Annotated in this window: 19 protein-coding genes; 3 read left to right on the plus strand and 16 right to left on the minus strand. The window is 36.4% G+C overall.

From position 1 onward, the window contains the following. Positions 1–137: 137 nt before the first annotated feature. From tsf to yfmF, 13 genes are all read right to left on the minus strand, one after another. On the minus strand, positions 138–1,178 hold the full coding sequence (tsf, locus tag ACWPVF_RS08710) for a translation elongation factor Ts (protein ID WP_454385733.1): 1,041 nt from the start codon (positions 1,176–1,178) through the stop codon (positions 138–140). A 78-nt stretch (positions 1,179–1,256) separates the two neighbouring features. Then, positions 1,257–2,036 carry a 30S ribosomal protein S2 gene (gene rpsB, locus ACWPVF_RS08715; RefSeq protein WP_000268475.1) on the minus strand — a complete coding sequence of 260 codons (780 nt, stop codon included), beginning with the start codon at positions 2,034–2,036 and terminating at the stop codon, positions 1,257–1,259. Positions 2,037–2,316: 280 nt separating this feature from the next. Continuing rightward, a complete protein-coding gene (locus tag ACWPVF_RS08720) occupies positions 2,317–3,528 on the minus strand; it encodes an aminoacyltransferase (RefSeq protein ID WP_454385735.1) in 1,212 nt (403 codons plus the stop codon). Between the two features lie 212 nt (positions 3,529–3,740). Then, positions 3,741–4,958, minus strand: a complete 1,218-nt coding sequence (pcsB, locus tag ACWPVF_RS08725; RefSeq protein WP_454385737.1) for a peptidoglycan hydrolase PcsB — start codon at positions 4,956–4,958, stop codon at positions 3,741–3,743. A 93-nt stretch (positions 4,959–5,051) separates the two neighbouring features. Then, complete coding sequence (gene mreD / locus ACWPVF_RS08730) at positions 5,052–5,546, minus strand: rod shape-determining protein MreD (RefSeq protein ID WP_454385739.1); 495 nt, start codon at positions 5,544–5,546, stop codon at positions 5,052–5,054. Then, a complete protein-coding gene (gene mreC / locus ACWPVF_RS08735) occupies positions 5,543–6,364 on the minus strand; it encodes a rod shape-determining protein MreC (protein ID WP_045613289.1) in 822 nt (273 codons plus the stop codon). Before mreC ends, mreD begins: the two co-directional genes overlap by 4 nt. 31 nt (positions 6,365–6,395) lie before the next feature. Continuing rightward, entirely contained in the window at positions 6,396–7,190 is a 795-nt protein-coding gene (locus ACWPVF_RS08740) for an energy-coupling factor transporter transmembrane component T family protein (RefSeq protein WP_414264754.1), read from the minus strand. After that, positions 7,183–8,022, minus strand: coding sequence for an energy-coupling factor transporter ATPase (locus ACWPVF_RS08745; protein ID WP_454385741.1), 840 nt, complete (start codon positions 8,020–8,022; stop codon positions 7,183–7,185). Before ACWPVF_RS08745 ends, ACWPVF_RS08740 begins: the two co-directional genes overlap by 8 nt. After that, complete coding sequence (locus ACWPVF_RS08750) at positions 8,007–8,834, minus strand: energy-coupling factor ABC transporter ATP-binding protein (RefSeq protein ID WP_045613282.1); 828 nt, start codon at positions 8,832–8,834, stop codon at positions 8,007–8,009. The genes ACWPVF_RS08745 and ACWPVF_RS08750 overlap by 16 nt, the downstream gene beginning before the upstream one ends. 2 nt (positions 8,835–8,836) lie before the next feature. Then, complete coding sequence (pgsA, locus tag ACWPVF_RS08755) at positions 8,837–9,376, minus strand: CDP-diacylglycerol--glycerol-3-phosphate 3-phosphatidyltransferase (protein WP_045613279.1); 540 nt, start codon at positions 9,374–9,376, stop codon at positions 8,837–8,839. Between the two features lie 11 nt (positions 9,377–9,387). Further along, positions 9,388–10,212 carry a cytoskeleton protein RodZ gene (gene rodZ, locus ACWPVF_RS08760; RefSeq protein WP_414308176.1) on the minus strand — a complete coding sequence of 275 codons (825 nt, stop codon included), beginning with the start codon at positions 10,210–10,212 and terminating at the stop codon, positions 9,388–9,390. A gap of 40 nt (positions 10,213–10,252) precedes the next feature. Continuing rightward, complete coding sequence (yfmH, locus tag ACWPVF_RS08765) at positions 10,253–11,533, minus strand: EF-P 5-aminopentanol modification-associated protein YfmH (RefSeq protein WP_414308175.1); 1,281 nt, start codon at positions 11,531–11,533, stop codon at positions 10,253–10,255. Further along, entirely contained in the window at positions 11,530–12,780 is a 1,251-nt protein-coding gene (gene yfmF / locus ACWPVF_RS08770) for an EF-P 5-aminopentanol modification-associated protein YfmF (RefSeq protein ID WP_454385744.1), read from the minus strand. The genes yfmH and yfmF overlap by 4 nt, the downstream gene beginning before the upstream one ends. Positions 12,781–12,939: 159 nt before the next feature. On the opposite strand from yfmF, the gene yaaA reads away from it, so the two are divergent. Beyond that, entirely contained in the window at positions 12,940–13,308 is a 369-nt protein-coding gene (gene yaaA, locus ACWPVF_RS08775) for a S4 domain-containing protein YaaA (RefSeq protein ID WP_454385746.1), read from the plus strand. Between the two features lie 2 nt (positions 13,309–13,310). Further along, entirely contained in the window at positions 13,311–14,402 is a 1,092-nt protein-coding gene (recF, locus tag ACWPVF_RS08780; protein ID WP_454385748.1) for a DNA replication/repair protein RecF, read from the plus strand. A gap of 54 nt (positions 14,403–14,456) precedes the next feature. On the opposite strand, the gene guaB is transcribed toward recF, so the two are convergent. Together guaB and trpS are read right to left on the minus strand one after the other, a co-directional pair. Next, positions 14,457–15,935, minus strand: coding sequence for an IMP dehydrogenase (guaB, locus tag ACWPVF_RS08785; protein ID WP_006149092.1), 1,479 nt, complete (start codon positions 15,933–15,935; stop codon positions 14,457–14,459). Positions 15,936–16,097: 162 nt separating this feature from the next. After that, complete coding sequence (gene trpS, locus ACWPVF_RS08790; RefSeq protein ID WP_454385750.1) at positions 16,098–17,123, minus strand: tryptophan--tRNA ligase; 1,026 nt, start codon at positions 17,121–17,123, stop codon at positions 16,098–16,100. 207 nt (positions 17,124–17,330) lie between these two features. Between trpS and ACWPVF_RS08795 the strand changes: the two genes are divergently transcribed. Then, positions 17,331–18,953, plus strand: a complete 1,623-nt coding sequence (locus ACWPVF_RS08795) for an ATP-binding cassette domain-containing protein (protein WP_414314656.1) — start codon at positions 17,331–17,333, stop codon at positions 18,951–18,953. Positions 18,954–19,143: 190 nt separating this feature from the next. On the opposite strand, the gene ACWPVF_RS08800 is transcribed toward ACWPVF_RS08795, so the two are convergent. Continuing rightward, positions 19,144–21,798: a YhgE/Pip family protein gene (locus tag ACWPVF_RS08800; RefSeq protein WP_454385752.1), complete on the minus strand. Its 2,655-nt coding sequence runs from the start codon at positions 21,796–21,798 to the stop codon at positions 19,144–19,146. Positions 21,799–21,838: the final 40 nt, after the last annotated feature.

A 21,838-nucleotide genomic window follows, 5' to 3' on the forward strand; every position in this document is an offset into this window, starting at 1 on the left:
AAAGTATTAATTGAATCAAATTATTACTACTAATAAATTTGTCTTAATCAAGTAAGGAGCTAATAAAAACTGCACTCCAAAAGTTAGATACAAAAATCTAATATTTAGAGTGCAATTCATTATTTAATTTTTTATTATTAGTTATTCAAGGCTGCTGCCATTGTAGCTGCAACTTCTGCTTCAAAGTCGTTTGCAGCTTTTTCGATACCTTCACCAACTTCAAAGCGAGCGAACTCAACTACTGAAGCGTTAACTGATTCAAGGTAAGCTTCAACTGTCTTGCTGTCATCCATGATGTAAATTTGTGCAAGAAGTGTGTATGCTTGGTCAACTTTAGTGTTGTCAAGCAAGAAACGATCCATTTTACCTGGGATGATTTTATCCCAGATTTTTTCTGGTTTGCCTTCTGCAGCCAACTCAGCTTTAATATCAGCTTCAGCTTGAGCAATCACTTCATCAGTTAATTGAGCTTTTGATCCATATTTAAGGTGTGGAAGAGCTGGTTTACCAACCATAGCACGGCTTTCGTTATCTTGGTCGATAACGTGGTTCAATTGTGCCAACTCATCTTTAACAAATTGCTCATCCAATTCTTTGTATGAAAGAACTGTTGGTTTCATTGCAGCGATGTGCATTGAAATTTGTTTAGCAAGCGCTTCGTCTCCACCTTCGATTACAGAGATAACACCGATACGTCCACCATTGTGTTGGTATGCTCCGAAGTGTTGTGCATCTGTTTTTTCAAGCAAAGCAAAACGACGGAATGAGATTTTTTCACCGATTGTAGCTGTTGCAGATACATATGCAGCTTCAAGAGTTTCTCCTGAAGGCATTGTCAAAGCAAGTGCTTCTTCGTTGTTAGCTGGTTTACCTTCAGCGATGACTTTAGCTGTAGCGTTTACCAACTCAACGAATTGAGCGTTTTTCGCAACGAAGTCAGTTTCAGCATTTACTTCAACTACTGCTGCAACGTTACCGTTAACAAATACACCAGTCAAACCTTCAGCTGCAACACGGTCAGCTTTCTTAGCTGCCTTAGCCATACCTTTTTCGCGAAGCAATTCGATCGCTTTTTCGATATCACCTTCAACTTCAACCAATGCTTTCTTAGCGTCCATAACACCAGCACCAGATTTTTCACGCAACTCTTTAACAAGTTTAGCTGTAATTTCTGCCATTTTGATTCTCCTATATTTTTTAAAAATAGGAGAGCCGGGCTAAGCCCCGCCCTCCTAGGTAATGATTACTTATTTGAATTAAGCGTTGTCGCCTTCTACAACTTCAACGATTTCTTCGATTGAGTCTGCTTGAGCTTCTGAAGCTGCAAATTCTGCTTCAACTGCTGCTGCGTCTTCACCTTGACGACCTTCGATGATAGCGTCTGCCAATTTAGCTGTAATCAATTTAACAGCGCGGATAGCGTCATCGTTAGCTGGGATGATTACATCGATATCATCTGGGTCAGTGTTTGTGTCAACCATCGCTACAACTGGAATACCCAATTTTTTAGCTTCTTTAACAGCGATTTGCTCTTTATGTGGGTCAACTACGTACATTACGTCTGGGATACGAGGCATATCTTCGATACCACCCAAGAATTTTTCAAGACGTGCACGTTGTTTGTTAAGAAGTGCAACTTCTTTCTTAGGAAGAACGTCGAAGATTCCTTCTTCTTCCATACGTTTAATTTCTTTCAAACGAGCGATACGTTTTTGGATAGTTCCCCAGTTAGTAAGAGTTCCACCCAACCAACGGTGGTTGATGTAGTATTGACCTGAACGTTCTGCTTCTTCTTTAACAGCATCAGCAGCTTGTTTCTTAGTACCAACAAACAATACAACTGCATCGTTAGCTGCTGCATCACGCATAAAGTCATATGCTTGGTCAGCGTATTTTACAGTTTGTTGCAAGTCGATAACGTGGATTCCGTTACGCTCAGTGAAGATGTACTTAGCCATCTTAGGGTTCCAGCGACGAGTTTGGTGACCAAAGTGTACACCAGCCTCAAGAAGTTGTTTCATTGAAATTACTGCCATGAGTATTTCTCCTTTTTTGTTTTTTCCTCTTCTTGATTTCAACTTGCAAAACAACCAAAAGGCAACAGTTTCACAATTCATCAAGAATGAGTATTATCGTTCACACGACAAGTTTCATTTTATCATAATTGGAGCTTTATTTCAAGTAATTTTGTTATTTTCTCCTTATTAAATTACCAGTTAAAAGCTCTAAATTTAAAACATCTCAACATATACTGCTGAGATGTTCTAATAGTTAATTTTTTAAAATTTAATGTAGTGTTAAAATAGTTAGTTTATGCTATCTACTTCGAAGTTTCTTACGAATCTTATAAGCTAGATTAAACAAGAAATATAATGAACTAGTTGGATAGTTAAACTCACCAGCAAACTCCTCAATAGTGGGATTAAACTTAGATTTAAAATTAAATAACCCGCCTTCTAAGTTGTTTTCAATTCCACCCATATTATGAGTCTCTGCCCCACGTTCAAATGAATGCTGAGCAGTCTCAAACCATGTAGGAATAGCAGGTTGATAATGTCTAAATTCCTCATTCATTCCAGCATATAAGTTTTCTGAGGTTTTTCCAAATTCGATGGTCAAAGTTCCAGACAATGGGACGATACTGTCCCCTCTATCAATATGATTCTTAAGAAAAGAAATTTCTTCCTCTAATCGTTTTCTCTCTTGCTGATTTTCTTTTATTTTGCCTTCTTTCGTTTTATCATTAAATTTCTGCGCTATTTTAAGATTCTTTTCGAGTTGCTGCTCAACTTCTTTCAGTCTATTAGGTAAATCTAAATAGCTCAGTGTGATAAAGGAGTGATCAGGATAAGTATTCAGTAACTTCTGATAATAATCTTTGCCTCGTAAACTAATATTCTTACGAGACTCTGTTTTCTTCATTAAAAATGAAAATTCATCTAATAAATCCAGTCCGCCGAATTTTACTTCCAATCCTTTATTTCTTGCAGTTCGGATTGCCTGTCTAGTAGACTTGGATAGTTGATCTAGCGAGAAGTTTTCTTTATGAATATTAGCTTGAAAACGAGGTTGTATGTTTTCTGCCATATCCTTTGTCAAACCTGTCCAATGAACTTTGTTTTTTTGCAATTCCTCAATAATTTCAAAAGTTTTAGAATTTTGGATAGTTTCTTGACCAATAAGACCTCTACTGATAAATAAACTTGGATCAAATTTAACCATTATTGCATGGTTTTTTTTAGCAAGTTTTTTCAACGTTAAAAGTACAAATTTCAGAAGTTCGTTATCTTCATAGTCAATTACTGGACCTCGTGGAATATAGAACATAGAAAGTCCTAATGGTAGCGGCTGAATTAAGATATTCGCTACTCCAACTAGTTGATTTTCTTTATAAAATCCAACTCTCTCATTCCCCCAAGTATCCTTTATCTTGGACCAATCACTACTCTGCAATAAATTTCCTTGAGGATGATTTTGTAAAAATAAATCCCACTCTTTGACATCAACATTCGTTTTATAAGTAAACATAATTCCAGTACCAATTCCCTTTAGAAACCATTTTTTATTAACAAGCTACACTCGTACTAAATCTCTAAATTTCATCTAACTTTAACTAAATAATTATTAAGAATAGAATACAAAAGAAGTTCAAGTAATTATATAATGAAATTTATTTTTCAGCACTATACAAAGGGTGAGATTAATAAAACCTCACCCTAAATTTAGTAATAATCAGTATATTAGTTTGGATAAATGTATCTTACTGTACCACGTGATGCTGTAGGATTAAACCATCCACGATAATTTCCGATTGGTTGAGTTCCGCTACCATCATAGTTACATTCTGAAACTTGAATACGCGTTGTTGATTCAACAGCTGTAACAACCGCTACGTGTCCATATCCACCATCATCCCAACAAGCAATCGCACCAACTTGTGGTGTAGAACCTGTACGGAAACCTGCTGCTGCTGCACTAGTAGCCCACTGACCACCATTACCCCAATAATCACCAGCCCATGGAGCCAAGGTCTTAGCACCCCATGTACATTGACCTGTAGGGTAACTTGAAGCATTTGAACTATAAGTTGGTCGTTGACTTACAGTAGTTACTGCAGGTGTGTAGCTTGAATCATCATCTGATGATGAAGCTGATGAAGAACTTGAAGTTGCTTGTACTTGTGCAGCAAAAGTTGTGTTGGCTGAAGCTGCAAGTGTTTGTTGTTGACTTGCTTGTTTAGCTTTATAAGCCGCCTCAGCTTCTGCTGCTGCTTTTGCTTCAGCTTCTGCTGCTGCTTTTTGTTCTAACAAAGTAGCTTTTTCGCTCTCTGCTGATGCTTTTTCAGCTGCAAGATTCAACTCAGCTACTTTCAATTCAGCTTGTTTTGTTGTCAAAGCTTGAGCATCGTCAGCAAGCGTTTGTTGGTTAGCAATGACTGTATTGATTGCTTCGTTGTTTGCAACTTGTTTTTCAGAGATAGCTTTCTTATCTTCTTTTTGTTGCTGCAACATTTTATTGTTTGCTGATACGATTTCACTCATAGCTGCAACACGAGAAATAGCTTCTGTGATTGAGTCAGAGTTAATAATCGTATTGATGTAACTTGTAGCAGTTCCATTTGTTTGTGCACTACGAGCTTGGTTTTCAAGTGATTCATTACGTGCTACGATATTTTTTGAAAGCTCTGCAATTTCACCTTCAAGTTTTTTAGATTCTTCTTGAAGTTTTTCGTTTTCAGATTGTAATTTTTCTTGTTCTGATTGAATAGCTGAAACTTTAGTTTGAATTTCATCTACTTGTTTTTGAGCTTCTTTCTGTTGAGCTGTTAAGTTACTAATTTTACTATCTTGAGCAGCAATTTTTTCATCTGTTGTATTGGCTTGAACACTTGAAAGAACAGCTCCTTGTGAAACTAATACTGTACTTAATAAAAGTGATGCTAGAATTTTTTTCTTCATAAGTGTAAATACTCCTTCTTTAAAAAGACAATACTAGTATATCAAAAAAAGGCCTAATAAATATTACGCCTTTATTACAGTTTTGTTTCTTTCTTATAGATATATTTTTTCAAAAATATATTGGAAAACCAACATCCATAAACAGTTCAATATTAGAGTAGGCACAAGACTATAAACCATAAAAACGGATAGATTTTCAGCTGTTAGCCCAACCACCTCTGCCAACATAAAGCTACCAAACTCAAAAATGAAGGTCATCATTAAGACAGCAAGCAATCTGGTCCATCTATTTATCAAAATGACAGAGTTACTTTTATAGACAATTGCTCCAATAATCACAAAAAGGAGACTTGCTATTCCAATCAAATGGAAGAAGTAAATATCGTATACAAGTCCTACAACTAGGCAATAAGCTAAAAACAGATACTCAGATACTTCTATCGTTTCAAATAATAAGAAGATAAAAATAAAGTGGCTAACAATTTGTATATGTGGGAAAAAACTATTTACAAACTGCCCTAAATGGCTATCGATCAAGATAATCAAGGGCAATAGTACAAACATTCCTATCTGCTTAAAAAGTCTCATGACGCATTCCCCACTAACTCTACAACCTTAAGATTCATTGGATCAGCGTGTAGTTTAACCATAACTTCTCTAGTTAGATAGTCAGTACTATGTGTCACTGATACGACTTCTCCTACAGGGATATCTGTAGCATTAAAGTTTCCCAAACCTCCAGTCACCACTTTGTCGCCTTGGCTAATGTCGCCATTGCTATTGAGCTGGCTGATTTTCAAAAGTTCTTTTTCCTTATCATAACCGATAATAATACCATAAATGCTACTAGAACCGTGCTGGATTTTAACGGAAATCTTCTCTGTATTCTCAGCGTTTGTCAATAAATTGACCACAGTTGAGTTGTCTTCTACTTTTTCAACACTTCCAACCAATCCTCCACCAGCAACAACAAGCATGTTTGTCGTTGCTCCTTGTTGAGAACCAACGTTAACTGTTAATTCTTGTTTCCAGGTTGATGGAGTTCTCATGATGACATCCGCAGCAATTAACTTGGTCACATTTAATTTGGACTTCATATCTAATAACTGACGTAATTGCTCATTTTCTTCCTTCAGACTGTTTGCTTCATTCGTTTCTTTTTCCATTTGATAGAGTTCTTTTTTAAGAGTTTCATTCTCATTATAAGCTCTCGTCAAATTTCCTAAATCAGACTTTGTAGATTCTAACCATTGAAATGGCTTTTGAACAATTCTATCTATCAGAGAAATGCCATCTCCAACTTTTGTCACAACCGCACTTGATTTCGTCATCACTAAAAAAACTGAAACTATCAATACGACGACAAATAGAACAATGATATATTTTGATTTTTTAAAACGGTTCATACCTCTACCCTATCTCATTCTATACTTCACTCTAGGATTTTAACAAAAATAGAATACCACCCAAGACACAAATAAGTAATAGAGCTACACTATCTTTATTCATCCATTTCAACTGTCGATACTGACTACGTCCATTCCCGCCTTGATACCCTCTAGCTTCCATAGCTGTAGCAAGAGAATCTGCTCGTTTCAAACTGGTAGCGAACAAAGGTATCAAAATAGGTATCATAGCCTTAACTTTTTGGATTACATTCCCTTCTCCAAAATCAACACCACGCGCCTTTTGAGCATTCATAATGCGAATCGTATCATCCATTAAGGTTGGTACAAAGCGCAAACTCATAGACAACATAAGCCCAATTTCATGAACAGGAACCTTGAGTCTTTTCAAAGGTCCAAGCAAGGACTCTACTGCTGTTGCCAAACTTAGTGGCATGGTCGTCAAAGTAAGTAAGGTTGAGAAAAAGATAATCAACACAAAGCGACAAAAAATAATCCCAGCCTGTTCAATTCCATGACTTGTGATTTTTATAAACCCAATCTCGAACAAGACATCTCCACCTGAGATAAAGAACAGTTGAAAAAGGGTTGTAAAAGCAATCAGAAAAAACATAGACCGCAAACCTTTTATGAAAAAAGATAAGGGAACTTCTGATAAAGCTACAAATATACCTGTTGCAACGAAAAGGATCAAATTTGTTATTGGATTATTGGCCCAAAAAACAATCAGAATTAATAAAATCATTGCCACTAACTTACTACGAGGATCCAGACGATGAACAATCGAATTTCCTGGTATGTAACGACCTAAAATCATATTATCCATTGATGAACTCCTTAAACTCCTCTATCGTTATCGGCAATTGTTTAAAAGAAACTCCTCTGTTAGCTAGTCTTTGAGCAAATCTTGTAATTTTTGGAACACCCAATTGGATTTTTTCCATAAATTCGACATTTTGAAAGACAAGACTTGGCTTCCCACCCTTAACTAGTTTCCCTTTTTCCATCACATAAACTTGGTCAGCAAATTCTGCCACATCATCCATAAGGTGAGTCACCAAAACAATCGTGATACCATCCTGATGAAGCTTTTTAAATAAGGTCATCAACTCTTTTCGACCAATTGGATCCAAACCAGCTGTTGGCTCATCTAAAACCAAGATCTTAGGTTCCATTGCTAAAATCCCAGCAATAGCAACCCTTCTCATTTGTCCTCCTGAGAGTTCAAATGGACTACGTTCAAAAAGTGACTCGTCAATTCCCACTAAAGCTAATTTTTCACGCGCGATAGCTTCTGCCTCTTCTACAGAAACTCCAAAATTTTGAGGACCAAAAGCCACATCTTTTAAGACTGTTTCCTCAAAAATTTGATTTTCAGCAAACTGAAAAACCAAGCCTACTTGTTTGCGGATTTGACGAATTTGCTTATTGACAGATGTTGATGTAATCAATGTATCAAAGACACGAACACTTCCCTCTGTAGGAACGAGCAAACCATTCAAAAGTTGAAGGATTGTAGACTTTCCGCTTCCTGTATGCCCAATAATCGCAGTATAAGAGCCATTCTCTATTGTCAAACTGACATCAGACAAGGCAGCTGAGGCAAACGGCGTTCCTTCTTGATACGTATAACTAACATTGTCTAGAATAATTCCCATAAAGCCTCCTCAAGTTCCTCTTCTGTAAGATAGAACTCTGGCAAATTCAAACCACTAGTACGTAATGATTCTTTCAATTGGTTGACAAAGGGTTGATCTAAGCCAATTTGATCTAAATCTGACCTAGAAAATAATTCTCTAGGAGTGCTTGTTGACTCGACTTTCCCTTTTTTCATTACTAAAACACGGTCACTCATAGCAACCTCATCTAAATCATGCGTAATGGAGATAACTGTCATCTGGTGGTCTTGGCGAATCTTCTGGACTATCTTAATCAACTCTAGTCGTCCTTCTGGATCCAACATACTTGTAGCCTCATCCAAGATTAAAATATCTGGTCGCAGAGCTACAACTCCTGCAATTGCCACTCTCTGTTTCTGACCTCCAGACAAGCGAGCTGGTTCTTTTTTTGTAAATTCCGCCATCCCAACTAATGACAGAGCTTCAGAGACTCGTTTCTTCATCTCTTCAAGCGGAATACCTTGGTTTTCTAGGCCAAAAGCAACGTCATCTTCAACAGTTGCTCCCACGAACTGATTATCGGGATTTTGAAATACCATACCAATCTTACGTCTTTTCTCCCAGACATTTTCCGGTGTTAGGCAATCACCATCTATCCAAATTTCTCCAGATTCAGCCTCGAGTAAGCCATCAATCAAGCGAACTGTCGTTGATTTCCCACTCCCGTTGTGACCAACGATTGACAACCATTCTCCACGTTTCACGTGAAACGAAATGTTATGAACATCATAATGTTCTTGATCTGCCTGGTATCGAAATGACAGATCCCTAATTTCAATAATCGATTCCATATCTAGCGAAAGGTTCCTTTAAATAAATATGCGCTTCCCTTGAAGTAATCATAACCAGAATAAACTGTGAAGAACAAGGCAATATAAAGAGTTATCTGACCGAGTAAATTCCAATGGAATAACAAGAAGATAATCGCGAACATCTGGCTAAATGTCTTGATTTTTCCTGGCATTGCTGCAGCTAAAACAGTCCCTCCGGTTTCAACTAAAAGCAAGCGCAAACCAGTAACTGCAAGTTCACGACAAATGATAACAGCCACTACCCAAGCAGGAGCCATATCAAGACCAACTAGCATAATAAAGGCCGACATAACCAACAACTTATCAGCCATTGGATCAGCGAATTTCCCAAAATTGCTAACTACTTGCCACTTTCTAGCTAAATAGCCGTCTAGGTAGTCAGTGATACTTGCGATGGCAAAAATAATTGCTGCTATTTTATGTAACATAGGAGACTGTCCAAATGATAGAAGGAGAACAAAAATCGGAATAAATAAAATTCTACCAAGCGTAAGTATGTTAGGAATATTTTCTTTTTTCATAGTATCCTTCCTTAGTTTGAACTCACTGTTAGTCTAATCCAACCAGTTTGACCAGTTAATTTTGCAGTGTCAATTTCTTGATTATCGATTTTAATTTTAACGCCTTTTACAACGCCTAATGTGATTGTTACCGGAGAGCCTTTAGAAATTGTTGTTTTAGCTGTTTTGTTATTTGGCTCGAGAGTAGTTCCTCCAGCTAGATCCGTATCTGATACACTAATCCAACTTGTTGCATCCGTCACAGATAATTGAAGTTCAGCAGTATCTTTAGAAGTTTTATACTCTACTGATATAACATCTCCCTGACCTGAAACAGTCACAGTTGATGCTTCACTCGAACTTGATGGACTAGTGGTTTGGTTGCTAGTTGTTGTTTCACTAGTTGTTGTATTTGTAGTAGTTACAACATTATAGTTAGCTGAAGTTGTTTCTGTTGGTTGTGTTTGAATATAATTCCAAACATAGTAGGTAACGAAAATTAAAATTGATAAGGAGAATAAGACGAAGTAAAAAAGCGGAAGCAGGGAACGTTTCTTTCGATTAGAACGTCTACGACCTGATAGTTCTATCTCATCAACATCAACTTCTTCATAGGTAATCATACTACCTGAATCATAAGCATCTAGAACTATACTTTCATCCAATTCAACTGCCCAAGAATACTTTCTCAAAAAAGAGCGAACATAAAAGGGGCTAGGTAATTTATCAAAATCATCTGATTCCAGAGCTTCTAGCATATCCAGTTGAATATCCGTCTTGCGCTGTAATTCCTCCAAACTCAATCCCTGGTTAATTCTTGCTAAACGTAGAACTTCACCGATTGTTTTTTTCCTCATACTTATCATTCCTTCTTTCTAGTCTATTTATCTTCGATTCTTATAGTGGAAAAATTGTAAACTCAACCATCTCACTATTATCGATAAAATGATGCCCTACCTCAAGAACATCTTCCAAGGTCATTTCTTGTATAATCTTTGGCAAATCAAACAAAGTTGATTCATCAACGTGCGACTGATATTGAGTCGCTATAAATTCTAAAGAATTCATATTATGGATAAACTCACCATAAATTTCGCTTTTTATTAAATCAAGATGTTCCTCTGACACATCCGGATCAGTTACAAAATTCTTAATTGCCTTTCGAAATTGGTGTGAAATGGCAACAGGTTCTTTTGTATCCATTGTCAGCATCAAAAAATTAAAACGATGATTGATTTCAACCTCCATAGATAATGAAGAATCTAGTTTCCCAGTTTCATATAAACTTTGAAATCTTTTTGAGGTCCATCCAAACATCATCGAAAACAAGGCCTTCAACAATACACCGTATCGATAGCAGTCTTTATTCTCCATCTCAGCATTTGTTCGAACTCCAATTGCTAATTTAGGAGAAGCCACATCCATACGAATGCTCTCTACCTTCTTTACAGGGTGTAAAGCTATCTTTTCTCTAGCGGTTTTAGTTATCTGATTTCCAGTATGTCTATTAGAAAAATAATTCTGTATTAATCCTAAATCAAAATTCCCAACGAGAAAAACATGGCTGTTGACAGGTGTGTAAAACTCATCAAAATTATCTCGTAAATCCTCTAAACGAATATCTTCTATCGAATCTTCAGTCCCAACAATATCTGAAGCTAGTTGAGTTTTCGGATATAGATTTGCAAGTGTTTTAAAGAACAAGCAAGAATCAGGATCGTCCTGATACATTTCGCGTTCTTGTTGAATGATATCCTTTTCACGTTCAACAGATTCTTCAGTAACATTAAAGCTAGTAACAAGATCGTCAAGCAAGTCTAAACACTCAGTAACATTGTCAGAAGTTGAAAAAAGATAGCTTGTGTTTGTAAAGCTTGTAAAGGCATTGCTTTCTGCTCCTAGTTCAGTAAAAGCAGCCATAATGTCTTCAGCATTTTCTCTTTCAAAGAGTTTGTGTTCTAAAAAATGAGCAATCCCACTAGGATATGTTTTCTTTCTCCCATCTCTAACTGTAAACTCTATGTCAACCGAACCAACTTGGACAGTGACTACCCCGTAAACTTCATTAAAGTCATTTTTCGGAAGTAAAGTAACTGTCAATCCGCTTTCTAATTTCGCTTGATAAAGAGTTTCCTTTACAGCAGGATAAAATTTCTCTTGAAAAGTTACTCTAGTCATTCTGCTCCTTCCATAAAATAGATAGCCTGCAATTTTAGACTAGATGCAGCTTTACAAATCGCATCCTTGTCAACTTGTTCTAGTTTTTCTATCAAAGTCTCTAGGTCTAAAACTGACTTACCAAAAAAGATAGTTAAGTATTCTCTATCTATAATCGAGTCTTGGTTATCTTGACTTAACAACATATTTCTGCGAATCATTTCCTTAGTTTGATTGATTTCTGCATCTGTAAATCGACCATTTTTGATATCGGATAATTGATCATTCATCAGTTTCCGTACTCGATTTCGGTCTTGACGGTTAATACCAGCAAAGAGTCGCAAAAAACCACTAAAAAGATCTAAATGACTAGATACTGTATAAGCCAAGCCTTCCTTTTCCCTTACTTGAGTAAACAATTTAGAGTGTGGAAAAGCCCCAAGTAGACCATTTACAAGAAGTAAAGCCATTTTTTGATCATCCCCATAACCAATCGTGCTATGGTAACCCATCTCTAAAATGGACTGACCTAGGTTTCTCCTGATAATTCCTTCTCTAAGAACATTTGAATACTCTTGTCGATATTGAATGTTTACAGTTTTTTTACGACCTGTCAACTTATATTTCTTCAGGCTTTCTAGAACTTCAATTTCATTAAAGTCTCCTAAAAAGAATAAATCAATCCTATCTTCTTTCAGCATTTTTTGAAAACTTGAATAGCAAGATTTAGAAGTCTCTTCGGAAATTCTGGCAATCAAATCTTTAGGAACTAACTGCATTGATTCATCTTGGAAAAACAACTGGTCTAATTCTTTATGTGCAAAGAAGAAAGGATCCTCTAATTCTGATTCTAGTCTCGCCAACAATTGTTTTTTCTCAATTTCAAAAGTATTTTTCTCAAATCCATCATCATCCAACAAAGGATTAAATAAAACTTGATGCAATAATTCTAAAATCTGCGCAGTCAATATATTTTTCTTACTTAAAAATTCATCTCGAACATATGTAAGACTAACATCTACAAGGTGACTTTGTCCTCTTCGATAAGCATGAGTTGATAGATCTGCCCCATACAGAGCTGCCAGATGTTTCCTAAGAATTTGAGCTATTGGATAACTTTTATTGGCTGTTTCAAGCACACTTGCGCTTAACATGCGACCTGAAATTAAATCCAGAGATAATGGAGCTGTGAAACGCATGGTTATTTTATTTGTCTTAAATTTTTTAGATTGGATAAAATGCACTGCAATTCCAGGGAATAATTCCATCCTTTACCTCCTTTTACATAGAGTTCTATTATACCATGAAAACGAAAATTTTTCTTGTTCTCTTTGACTCTTTTAAAATTAAAATCGTTTTCACTTCAGTGGTTTCTCCTCTACTATTTTAAGTAAAATATGGTATAATACCAAAGATTGAGGTGAACTATGAAATACAAATTATTTGAAGAATTTATTACGCTCCAAGCTCTTTTGAAAGATCTTGGAATCATCCAAAGTGGTGGCGCTATTAAATCATTTTTAGCTGACCATCTTGTATATTTTAATGGGGAATTAGAAAATCGTCGCGGGAAAAAAATTAGAATCGGTGATACTATTGACATTCCTGATTTAAAAACTCAAATTGTTTTAGTTCAACCAAATCCTGAAGAACTTGAGGAATTTAAACAAGATAAAATCGAGAAAGAGCGTGTAGCTAAACTTGTTAAAGAAATGAATAAAAAGGTTCAAAAAAAGCCAGACAAAAAGAACCAACCACCAAAAGCAAAAAATGCACCACGTTTCCCAGGTAGGTAAATATGTGGCTGAAAAATTTATCCATTAAACAATTTCGTAACTATCGTGATACAGAAATTGATTTTAACCCAAAATTAAATGTATTTGTTGGCCGGAACGCTCAAGGAAAAACAAATCTTCTTGAAAGTATTTATTTTTTAGCTCTAACAAGAAGTCACAGAACAAAGACTGACAAAAATTTAATTCAATTTGAAGAAGAGCAACTACAAGTTTCTGGAATCTTGCAGAAAAAAACGGCAACTATACCACTTGAAATAGACCTCACACAAAAAGGTCGAATTACAAAAGTAAACCATTTAAAGCAAGCTCGTCTTTCTGATTATATCGGACATATGAACGTTGTCTTATTTGCCCCAGAAGATTTACAGCTTGTCAAAGGTGCTCCAGCCATTCGACGTAAATTCATTGACATGGAGTTGGGTCAAATCAAACCAATATACTTGTCAGACTTGTCAAGTTATAACCACATCCTTAAACAGAGAAATAGCTATCTAAAATCTACACAAAATATTGATGACACTTTTTTATCTGTCCTTGATGACCAACTTGTAGAGTACGGATGTCGTGTAATGATTCATAGAGCTGACTTCTTACAAAAAATGGATCACTTTGGAAAGAGGAAACACTTTGATATCTCAGACCAGTCAGAAGAGTTGTCAATCCGTTATCAACCTTCTGTAAACTTTGTTGACAAGGAACATTTGGCTGAATCTTTCTATATAGCACTTCAAAAAAGTAGATCCAGAGATTTATTTAAGAAGAATACTGGAGTTGGTCCTCATCGGGATGATATGATTTTCATGATTAATGGAATGGAAGCAAGTTTTGGAAGTCAAGGGCAACATCGTAGCTTGGTGCTTTCTATAAAACTTGCTGAAATCGAATTGATGAAGAGCATTACCAAAGAATCTCCCATTCTTTTGCTTGACGATGTCATGAGTGAGCTTGACAATACTCGTCAACTTAAATTGTTGGAAACTATTTCTCATAACATTCAAACTTTTATTACAACTACTAGTTTAGACCATCTTCAAAACTTGCCTGATAACTTGAGCGTCTTTACAGTAGATAATGGTCAATTGACTGTAAATTAAAATTTACATCTATGTAAAATAAAAAAATCTCCCGTTTAACAGGAGATTTTTTTATTACATTGAATAGTTTGGCGCTTCATTAGTGATTTGCACATCGTGTGGATGACTTTCTTTTAGACCCGCACCTGACATTTCGATAAACTGAGCATTGTCATGTAATTCTTTTAAGTTAGCAGCACCACAGTAACCCATACCAGAACGAATACCACCAATCATTTGGAAAACAATATCAGCTGCTGCACCTTTATAAGCAACACGACCTTCGATTCCTTCTGGAACTAGTTTGTTTGCTTCATTGACAGAACCTTGGAAGTAACGGTCGCTTGAACCCTTCTTCATAGCAGCGATTGAACCCATACCGCGGTATGTCTTGAACTTACGCCCTTGGAAGATTTCAGTTTCACCTGGAGCTTCATCTGTTCCTGCAAACATTGATCCGAGCATCACTGCGTTTCCTCCAGCAGCAAGGGCTTTTACAATATCTCCAGAATATTTGATTCCACCATCAGCGATAATTGTTTTACCATATTCACGAGCAACTGCTGCTGCATCGTAAATTGCTGTTACCTGGGGAACTCCTACACCAGCAATAACACGAGTTGTACAGATTGAACCTGGGCCAATACCGACTTTAACAACGTCAACACCTGCATCATAAAGAGCACGCGCACCTTCAGCAGTAGCGATGTTCCCAGCAATCAGTGTACGGTCTGGGAAATGAGCACGAATTTCAGCGATTTTACGAAGTACACCCGCTGAGTGACCATGGGCAGTATCGATAACGATAGCATCAGCTCCTGCTTCAAATAGGGCTTCTGCACGTTCAAATGTGTCAGAAGTAACTCCTACCGCACCAGCAACTAGAAGACGACCGAATTCATCTTTTGCCGCATTTGGGAACTCAATCACTTTTTCAATATCTTTAATGGTGATTAAACCAGAAAGACGACCTTCTTCGTCAACTAGAGGTAGTTTTTCAATACGGTGTTCTTGAAGAATACTCTCAGCAGTTTTTAAATCTGTACCAACCGGAGCAGTAACTAGGTTTTCACTAGTCATGTGTTTTGAAATTGGTTGGTTGTAGTCAGAAATGAAACGCAGATCTCGGTTGGTCAAAATACCAACTAACTTACGGTTTTCTAGAGTTTCAACCACTGGTATACCACTGATACGGTAACGGCCCATGAGTTCATCTGCTTCAGCGATTGTATGTTCAGGAGTCAAGAAGAATGGATCAATGATAACACCATTTTCAGAACGTTTTACCTTACGAACTTCGTCAGCTTGTTGCTCAATAGACATGTTTTTATGGATAACTCCAAGTCCACCTGCACGCGCGATTGCAATGGCCATTTGGCTTTCTGTTACAGTGTCCATTGCAGCTGTAATAATTGGGATATTTAAAGTCAAATTATCTGCCAATTTTGTTGTTAAATCAGCATCATTAGGCAACACATGACTCTCTGCTGGAATTAGCAATACATCATCAAAGGTAAAACCTTTTTTCAAAAATTTAGTGTCCCAATTAGACATTGAAGTTTCCTCTTTTCTTCCTTTATTGAGCTAAACGCTTTTTGTATTGTATCTATCATACCATTCTATGAAAATTTGTCAATTAAATTTATAAGAGAATAAATAAAAAACTATCCCTCTTATTTTAAAGAAGAAATAGTTTTATAGTTCATATTTTATCCATTAGTGAAAGTAATTTAGACCCATTGCAGCTTTTACTTCTGATAAGGTCTGACCAGCAACTTCACGAGCTTTTTCACTACCTTTTTGTAGCATATTATAGACTTCACCCATGTCTTTAGCATATTCTAGGCGACGTTCACGGATTGGACCAAGCTCTCTTTCCAAAATTTCAAGGAGGTAACGCTTAGTCTTAACGTCCCCAAGACCCCCACGTTGGTAGTGTTCTTTCATTTCAGCAATTTCTTGAGTATCCTCTGGACATCCAAATACATCTAAATAATGGAAAACCATATTTCCTTCAATCTTACCTGGATCCTCAACACGAATATGGTCTGGATCTGTATACATACTCATTACTTTTTTACGCAAAGTATCTGCATCATCAGCTAGGTAAATTCCATTATTAAGTGATTTTGACATTTTGGCATTACCATCAAGACCTGGTAAACGTCCCGCACCTTCGTGCTCAGGGTAAATTCCTTCTGGTTCTACTAAAACATCACAGTTATAGGCATGGTTGAAAGAACGCACAATTTCACGTGTTTGTTCAATCATCGGCTTTTGATCATTCCCTACTGGAACCAAGTTAGCCTTAAATGCTGTAATATCTGCTGCTTGCGCAACTGGATAAACTAAAAATCCAGTTGGAATACTTTCTCCAAAGCCTTTTTGAGCAATTTCAGTCTTTACGGTTGGATTTCGTTCTAAGCGAGCTAATGAAACTAGGTTCATATAATACATAGAGAGCTCTGCCAATTCTGGAATCTGACTTTGAATGAAAATCGTTGCTTTATTAGGATCTAATCCCACTGCAAGATAGTCCAAAGCAACATTCCCAATAGACTCTACAATAGTTTGTGGATCTTTTGCATGGTCTGTTAGTGCTTGCTGGTCAGCTAAAAAAACAAACATGTCATATTTATTTTCTTCTTGTAGTAAGACACGATTTTTCAAACTACCAACGTAGTGCCCAATATGTAATTTCCCCGTTGGACGATCTCCTGTTAAAATAATGGGTTTACTCATCTTATTCTCCTTTGATATGGTCCTTTCAATTATAGCATTTTTTTAATAAAAAGACAGATAATTTTTTTATTGAAACAACAGATATGTTACCCCTTTCAATCGTAAAGGGGTTGTCAACTTTATTTACAAAAAATTGACAAATAAAAATTTGAATAATTGGTGATTTTCTAGTAGAATTAGAGTATTACATATAATAGGAGAAAAACTTTGCTAACAGTATCTGATGTTTCACTACGTTTTAGTGATCGTAAACTTTTTGATGATGTAAACATCAAATTTACAGAAGGAAATACCTATGGTTTGATTGGTGCCAACGGTGCTGGAAAATCAACCTTTTTAAAAATCTTAGCTGGGGATATTGAACCGACAACTGGGCATATCTCTCTTGGACCAGACGAACGTCTTTCAGTACTTCGTCAAAATCACTTTGACTACGAAGATGAGCGTGTTATTGATGTTGTTATCATGGGTAATGAAAAACTATACAACATCATGAAAGAAAAAGACGCCATTTATATGAAAGAAGATTTTTCAGATGAAGATGGTGTTCGCGCAGCTGAACTTGAAGGAGAATTCGCTGAACTAGGTGGTTGGGAAGCAGAAAGTGAAGCTTCACAACTCTTACAAAATTTGAATATTCCAGAAGAACTTCATTACCAAAATATGAGTGAACTAGCAAATGGCGACAAAGTAAAGGTTCTCCTAGCCAAAGCTCTCTTTGGTAAACCAGATGTCCTTCTTTTGGACGAGCCAACCAATGGTCTGGATATTCAATCCATCACTTGGCTAGAGGATTTCCTAATCGACTTTGATAATACTGTCATTGTCGTATCCCACGACCGTCACTTCTTGAATAAAGTATGTACTCACATGGCTGACCTTGACTTTGGAAAAATCAAACTCTATGTCGGAAACTACGACTTCTGGAAGGAGTCTTCTGAGCTTGCTGCTAAATTACTAGCAGACCGTAATGCTAAAGCAGAAGAAAAAATCAAACAACTTCAAGAATTCGTTGCTCGTTTCTCTGCTAATGCTTCTAAATCAAGACAAGCAACTTCACGTAAAAAAATGCTTGACAAGATTGAGCTAGAGGAAATTGTTCCTTCTAGTCGTAAATACCCATTTATCAGCTTTAAAGCTGAACGTGAAATTGGGAACGACCTCTTGACAGTAGAGAATCTATCTGTAAAGATTGACGGTGAAACTATTCTTGACAACATCAGCTTCATCTTGCGTCCAGGTGATAAGACAGCTCTTATCGGACAAAATGACATCCAAACAACTGCCTTGATTCGTGCCATTATGGGTGAAATTGACTATGAAGGGACTGTCAAGTGGGGAGTTACAACTAGTCGCTCTTACTTGCCAAAAGACAATTCAGCTGATTTTGCTGGCAGTGAATCTATCCTTGACTGGCTCCGTCAATTCGCAAGTAAAGAAGAAGATGACAACACTTTCTTGCGTGGTTTCCTAGGTCGTATGCTCTTCTCTGGAGACGAGGTTAACAAACCTGTAAACGTCTTGTCAGGGGGAGAAAAAGTGCGCGTGATGCTCTCAAAACTCATGCTTTTAAAATCAAACGTTCTTGTACTTGACGATCCTACAAATCACTTAGATTTGGAATCTATCTCAAGCTTGAACGATGGATTGAAAAACTTTAAAGAGTCCATCATCTTTGCCAGTCACGACCATGAGTTTATTCAAACTTTGGCTAACCACATTATTGTCTTATCTAAAAACGGCGTCATCGATCGTATTGATGAAACCTATGATGAATTTTTAGAAAATGCTGAAGTTCAAGCAAAAGTCAAAGAACTTTGGAAAGATTAGGTAAAACTTAAAAACTCAGTTGGGAATCCAACTGAGTTTTTTTATTTCTTATGAATTTTTAGTTGATAGTTCTGTCAATCTGATTCTATTCAACATATTCATTGTTTCACGTGAAACATTCTATTATTAGATTTATAAATTCTTGACAAGATTCATGCACATAAAAAATCGACCAAATTGGTCGATTTTTTTAATCTTCTTCCAGTTTTTTAGGTTGATAAGCAAGCATACCTAATCCTATGAATAGAACTAAAGTTACGAGAAGGAAAATTACCTGATAATGAACATTCCCTGTCATAGAAATCGTTTGTCTCAATCCTGAAACTGAATAACTCATTGGTAACCAAGGATTGACAGCCTTAAAGAAATCATTAGTCAAAGCAAGTGGATAAGTTCCTGCACTTGATGCTAATTGTAATAATAGTAAAATAAGAGAGAAGAAAGCACCTAAGCGACTATTCCATGTCGTTAACGCGGTTACCATAGACATAAAGGTCAAACTTGCGATGATGATTAAGAACAAGGTTCTCATTTCATGATTTGCCGTTAGACCGATAAGATGAACTCCTCCATAGACTAAGACAGCTGCTAAAACAGCTATAACTCCATTTATTTCGAAACGAGATTTAACCCAAGCCCAACGACTTTCAGGATGACGACCTGAAGGTAACTTAGCAAAAATCATATTTGTTGATAACGCAGCAACAAAGAGGGCAACAGATATCATATAAGGAGCCATAGCAATCCCATTTACAGGAACCTGATCATTGTCTGTTTTTGAAAGACTCAAGGGTGCAGATAATACTTCTGCGTTATTAGACTCTGTTGATGCTGTTTTTAGTTGATTGCTAGCACTATTTAATCCTTCTCCTAGTCCTGTAGCTCCTACTTGCAAACTTTCAATACCAGCAGTTAAAGTTGTTCCACCATCTGCTAGTTTTCCAGCGCTATCAGCAATTTTCATTGCTCCACTTTCCAACTGAGAGCTAGCTGAAAGCAATTGACTTGATTTATCTGTTAATTGACTAGAACCTAACTGTATTTTATTCAGTCCTGCAATTAAGTCTGAACTCTTACTATTTAATTGGCTAGAACCATATGAGAGTTTTTCGATACCTGTTACTAATTCTGGAGTTTTTCCAGCTAGCGAATCCAAACCAGTTGTCAAGGTTGAAGAGTTTTCTGTCAACTTACTTGATCCAGAAACCAATTGATTCAAACTTGTTGTTAAAGTTGTATTCTTTTCACTTAGTTGATTTACACCTAAAGAAATAGTATCCAACCCTTTAGTATAATCATTAACTCCATTTTCAATCGATTGACTTCCAGGAACTAACTGATTATCTACAGCATTTTGCAACTGTGTAAATCCACTTGACATAGATGTCAAGGAACTAGACGCCACAGGTAATACTTGATTTGCTTTAGTCTGTAAAGTAGAAAGATTAGAGACTGGTTGGTTTACACTTCCCAAATTTTCTTTTAAATCTCCTACCGTCGTTAAAATTGCTTTTGCTGACTCTATCGTAGAATTAGAATTATTTGAAACAGCTGCAGTCAGTTCTTGTTTCTGAGTATCAGTAAGAGATTGATAAGTTGCTGTTGCTTGAAGATTGGTAAGAGTTTTCTCTTGCTCTGTTTGACTATTAGTCACAATAGTTTGAGCAAGAGTAGATATATTCGCTAAATCATTAGATATTGTACTTTTAAGTTCAGTATTATCTGAAATAGTTACAGCTTGAAGTGCTTTATTCAATTCATCTAAACTAGTTGCTAATTGAGTGATTTCCTCTTTTTGTTGAGATGAAGTATTCAATTGAGTCGAAATTTCTTTAATCCCTTTATTTAATTGGGTAATACCGTCTCTCAATGTATCTGATTGACTAGATAATTGATTTGCCCCAATAGATAGTTTGTCAACACCGCTTGTGTAAGCATTGACACCAACTGAAAATTGATTGAGACCTGTATTCAGTTGCGAAACTCCTCCTACATATGACTTCATTCCAGTATTTAGCTGATTGACACCTGCTACTAATTCTGGAGTCTTGGAAGATAATTGATTAAGTCCAGTGTCAACCTGTGAAACTGCACTTGTATAGTTCTGTAAACCATCATTAAATGTACCTAAGCCACTATTCAGTTGCTTTACTCCTGTTACATACGTTGTCAACCCTTTTGTGAATTGATTTGTGCCATCAGAAAAGGTTAAACTTGAACTAGCTAAAGTATCAAGATTAGAAGACAATGTCTGACTTCCTACAGCTAACTGACTAGCCCCATTGGCCAATTGTTCACTTCCATCAGCTGCCTTCGTTAAACCAGATTTTAAATCTCCCATCTTTTGAAATAAAGCTTTCGTATAGGTTTCGGTTACATTAGCAGAAACATTCTGTTTTAACTGTGTCATGGCAGAATCACTCATCTTACTTGCAATGAAACTATGCCCGCTAGAAGTTTGATAGTTGATATTCATTTGTTCTGGGTGATCTGATAGAATAGAAGCAGCCTTTTCAGATAAGTCACTTGGTAAAGTTACTACCATATAGTAATCACCATCTTCTAGACCCTTCTTACCTTCTTCTTCACTGACAAAATGAAAATCTAATGATTTATTTTGCTCTAAATTGGACACCATGTCTTTTCCAATAGTCATTGTGTTTCCATTATAAGATGCTTCTTTATCATTATTAACGACCGCTACAGGCAACTCAGATAATTTGCCATATGGATCCCACATAGATGATAAAAATATGATGTTGTATAAAGCAGGAATAAGAGAAATCCCTATCATTACAATGATAAAGGTTGGTTTTTTAAAAATTGCTTTCCATTCTTTAAACATATTGTCTCCTTTTTTACACATATTGTCTAAAATTTTGATA

It is taken from the genome of Streptococcus sp. Marseille-Q7087 (assembly GCF_965111935.1).

Bases quoted from the DNA above. Each gene is read 5' to 3' on its own strand.
- tsf (WP_454385733.1), bottom strand. From the start codon at position 1,178: ATGGCAGAAATTACAGCTAAACTTGTTAAAGAGTTGCGTGAAAAATCT.
- rpsB (WP_000268475.1), bottom strand. From the start codon at position 2,036: ATGGCAGTAATTTCAATGAAACAACTTCTTGAGGCTGGTGTACACTTT.
- ACWPVF_RS08720 (WP_454385735.1), bottom strand. From the start codon at position 3,528: ATGTTTACTTATAAAACGAATGTTGATGTCAAAGAGTGGGATTTATTT.
- pcsB (WP_454385737.1), bottom strand. From the start codon at position 4,958: ATGAAGAAAAAAATTCTAGCATCACTTTTATTAAGTACAGTATTAGTT.
- mreD (WP_454385739.1), bottom strand. From the start codon at position 5,546: ATGAGACTTTTTAAGCAGATAGGAATGTTTGTACTATTGCCCTTGATT.
- mreC (WP_045613289.1), bottom strand. From the start codon at position 6,364: ATGAACCGTTTTAAAAAATCAAAATATATCATTGTTCTATTTGTCGTC.
- ACWPVF_RS08740 (WP_414264754.1), bottom strand. From the start codon at position 7,190: ATGGATAATATGATTTTAGGTCGTTACATACCAGGAAATTCGATTGTT.
- ACWPVF_RS08745 (WP_454385741.1), bottom strand. From the start codon at position 8,022: ATGGGAATTATTCTAGACAATGTTAGTTATACGTATCAAGAAGGAACG.
- ACWPVF_RS08750 (WP_045613282.1), bottom strand. From the start codon at position 8,834: ATGGAATCGATTATTGAAATTAGGGATCTGTCATTTCGATACCAGGCA.
- pgsA (WP_045613279.1), bottom strand. From the start codon at position 9,376: ATGAAAAAAGAAAATATTCCTAACATACTTACGCTTGGTAGAATTTTA.
- rodZ (WP_414308176.1), bottom strand. From the start codon at position 10,212: ATGAGGAAAAAAACAATCGGTGAAGTTCTACGTTTAGCAAGAATTAAC.
- yfmH (WP_414308175.1), bottom strand. From the start codon at position 11,533: ATGACTAGAGTAACTTTTCAAGAGAAATTTTATCCTGCTGTAAAGGAA.
- yfmF (WP_454385744.1), bottom strand. From the start codon at position 12,780: ATGGAATTATTCCCTGGAATTGCAGTGCATTTTATCCAATCTAAAAAA.
- yaaA (WP_454385746.1), top strand. From the start codon at position 12,940: ATGAAATACAAATTATTTGAAGAATTTATTACGCTCCAAGCTCTTTTG.
- recF (WP_454385748.1), top strand. From the start codon at position 13,311: ATGTGGCTGAAAAATTTATCCATTAAACAATTTCGTAACTATCGTGAT.
- guaB (WP_006149092.1), bottom strand. From the start codon at position 15,935: ATGTCTAATTGGGACACTAAATTTTTGAAAAAAGGTTTTACCTTTGAT.
- trpS (WP_454385750.1), bottom strand. From the start codon at position 17,123: ATGAGTAAACCCATTATTTTAACAGGAGATCGTCCAACGGGGAAATTA.
- ACWPVF_RS08800 (WP_454385752.1), bottom strand. From the start codon at position 21,798: ATGTTTAAAGAATGGAAAGCAATTTTTAAAAAACCAACCTTTATCATT.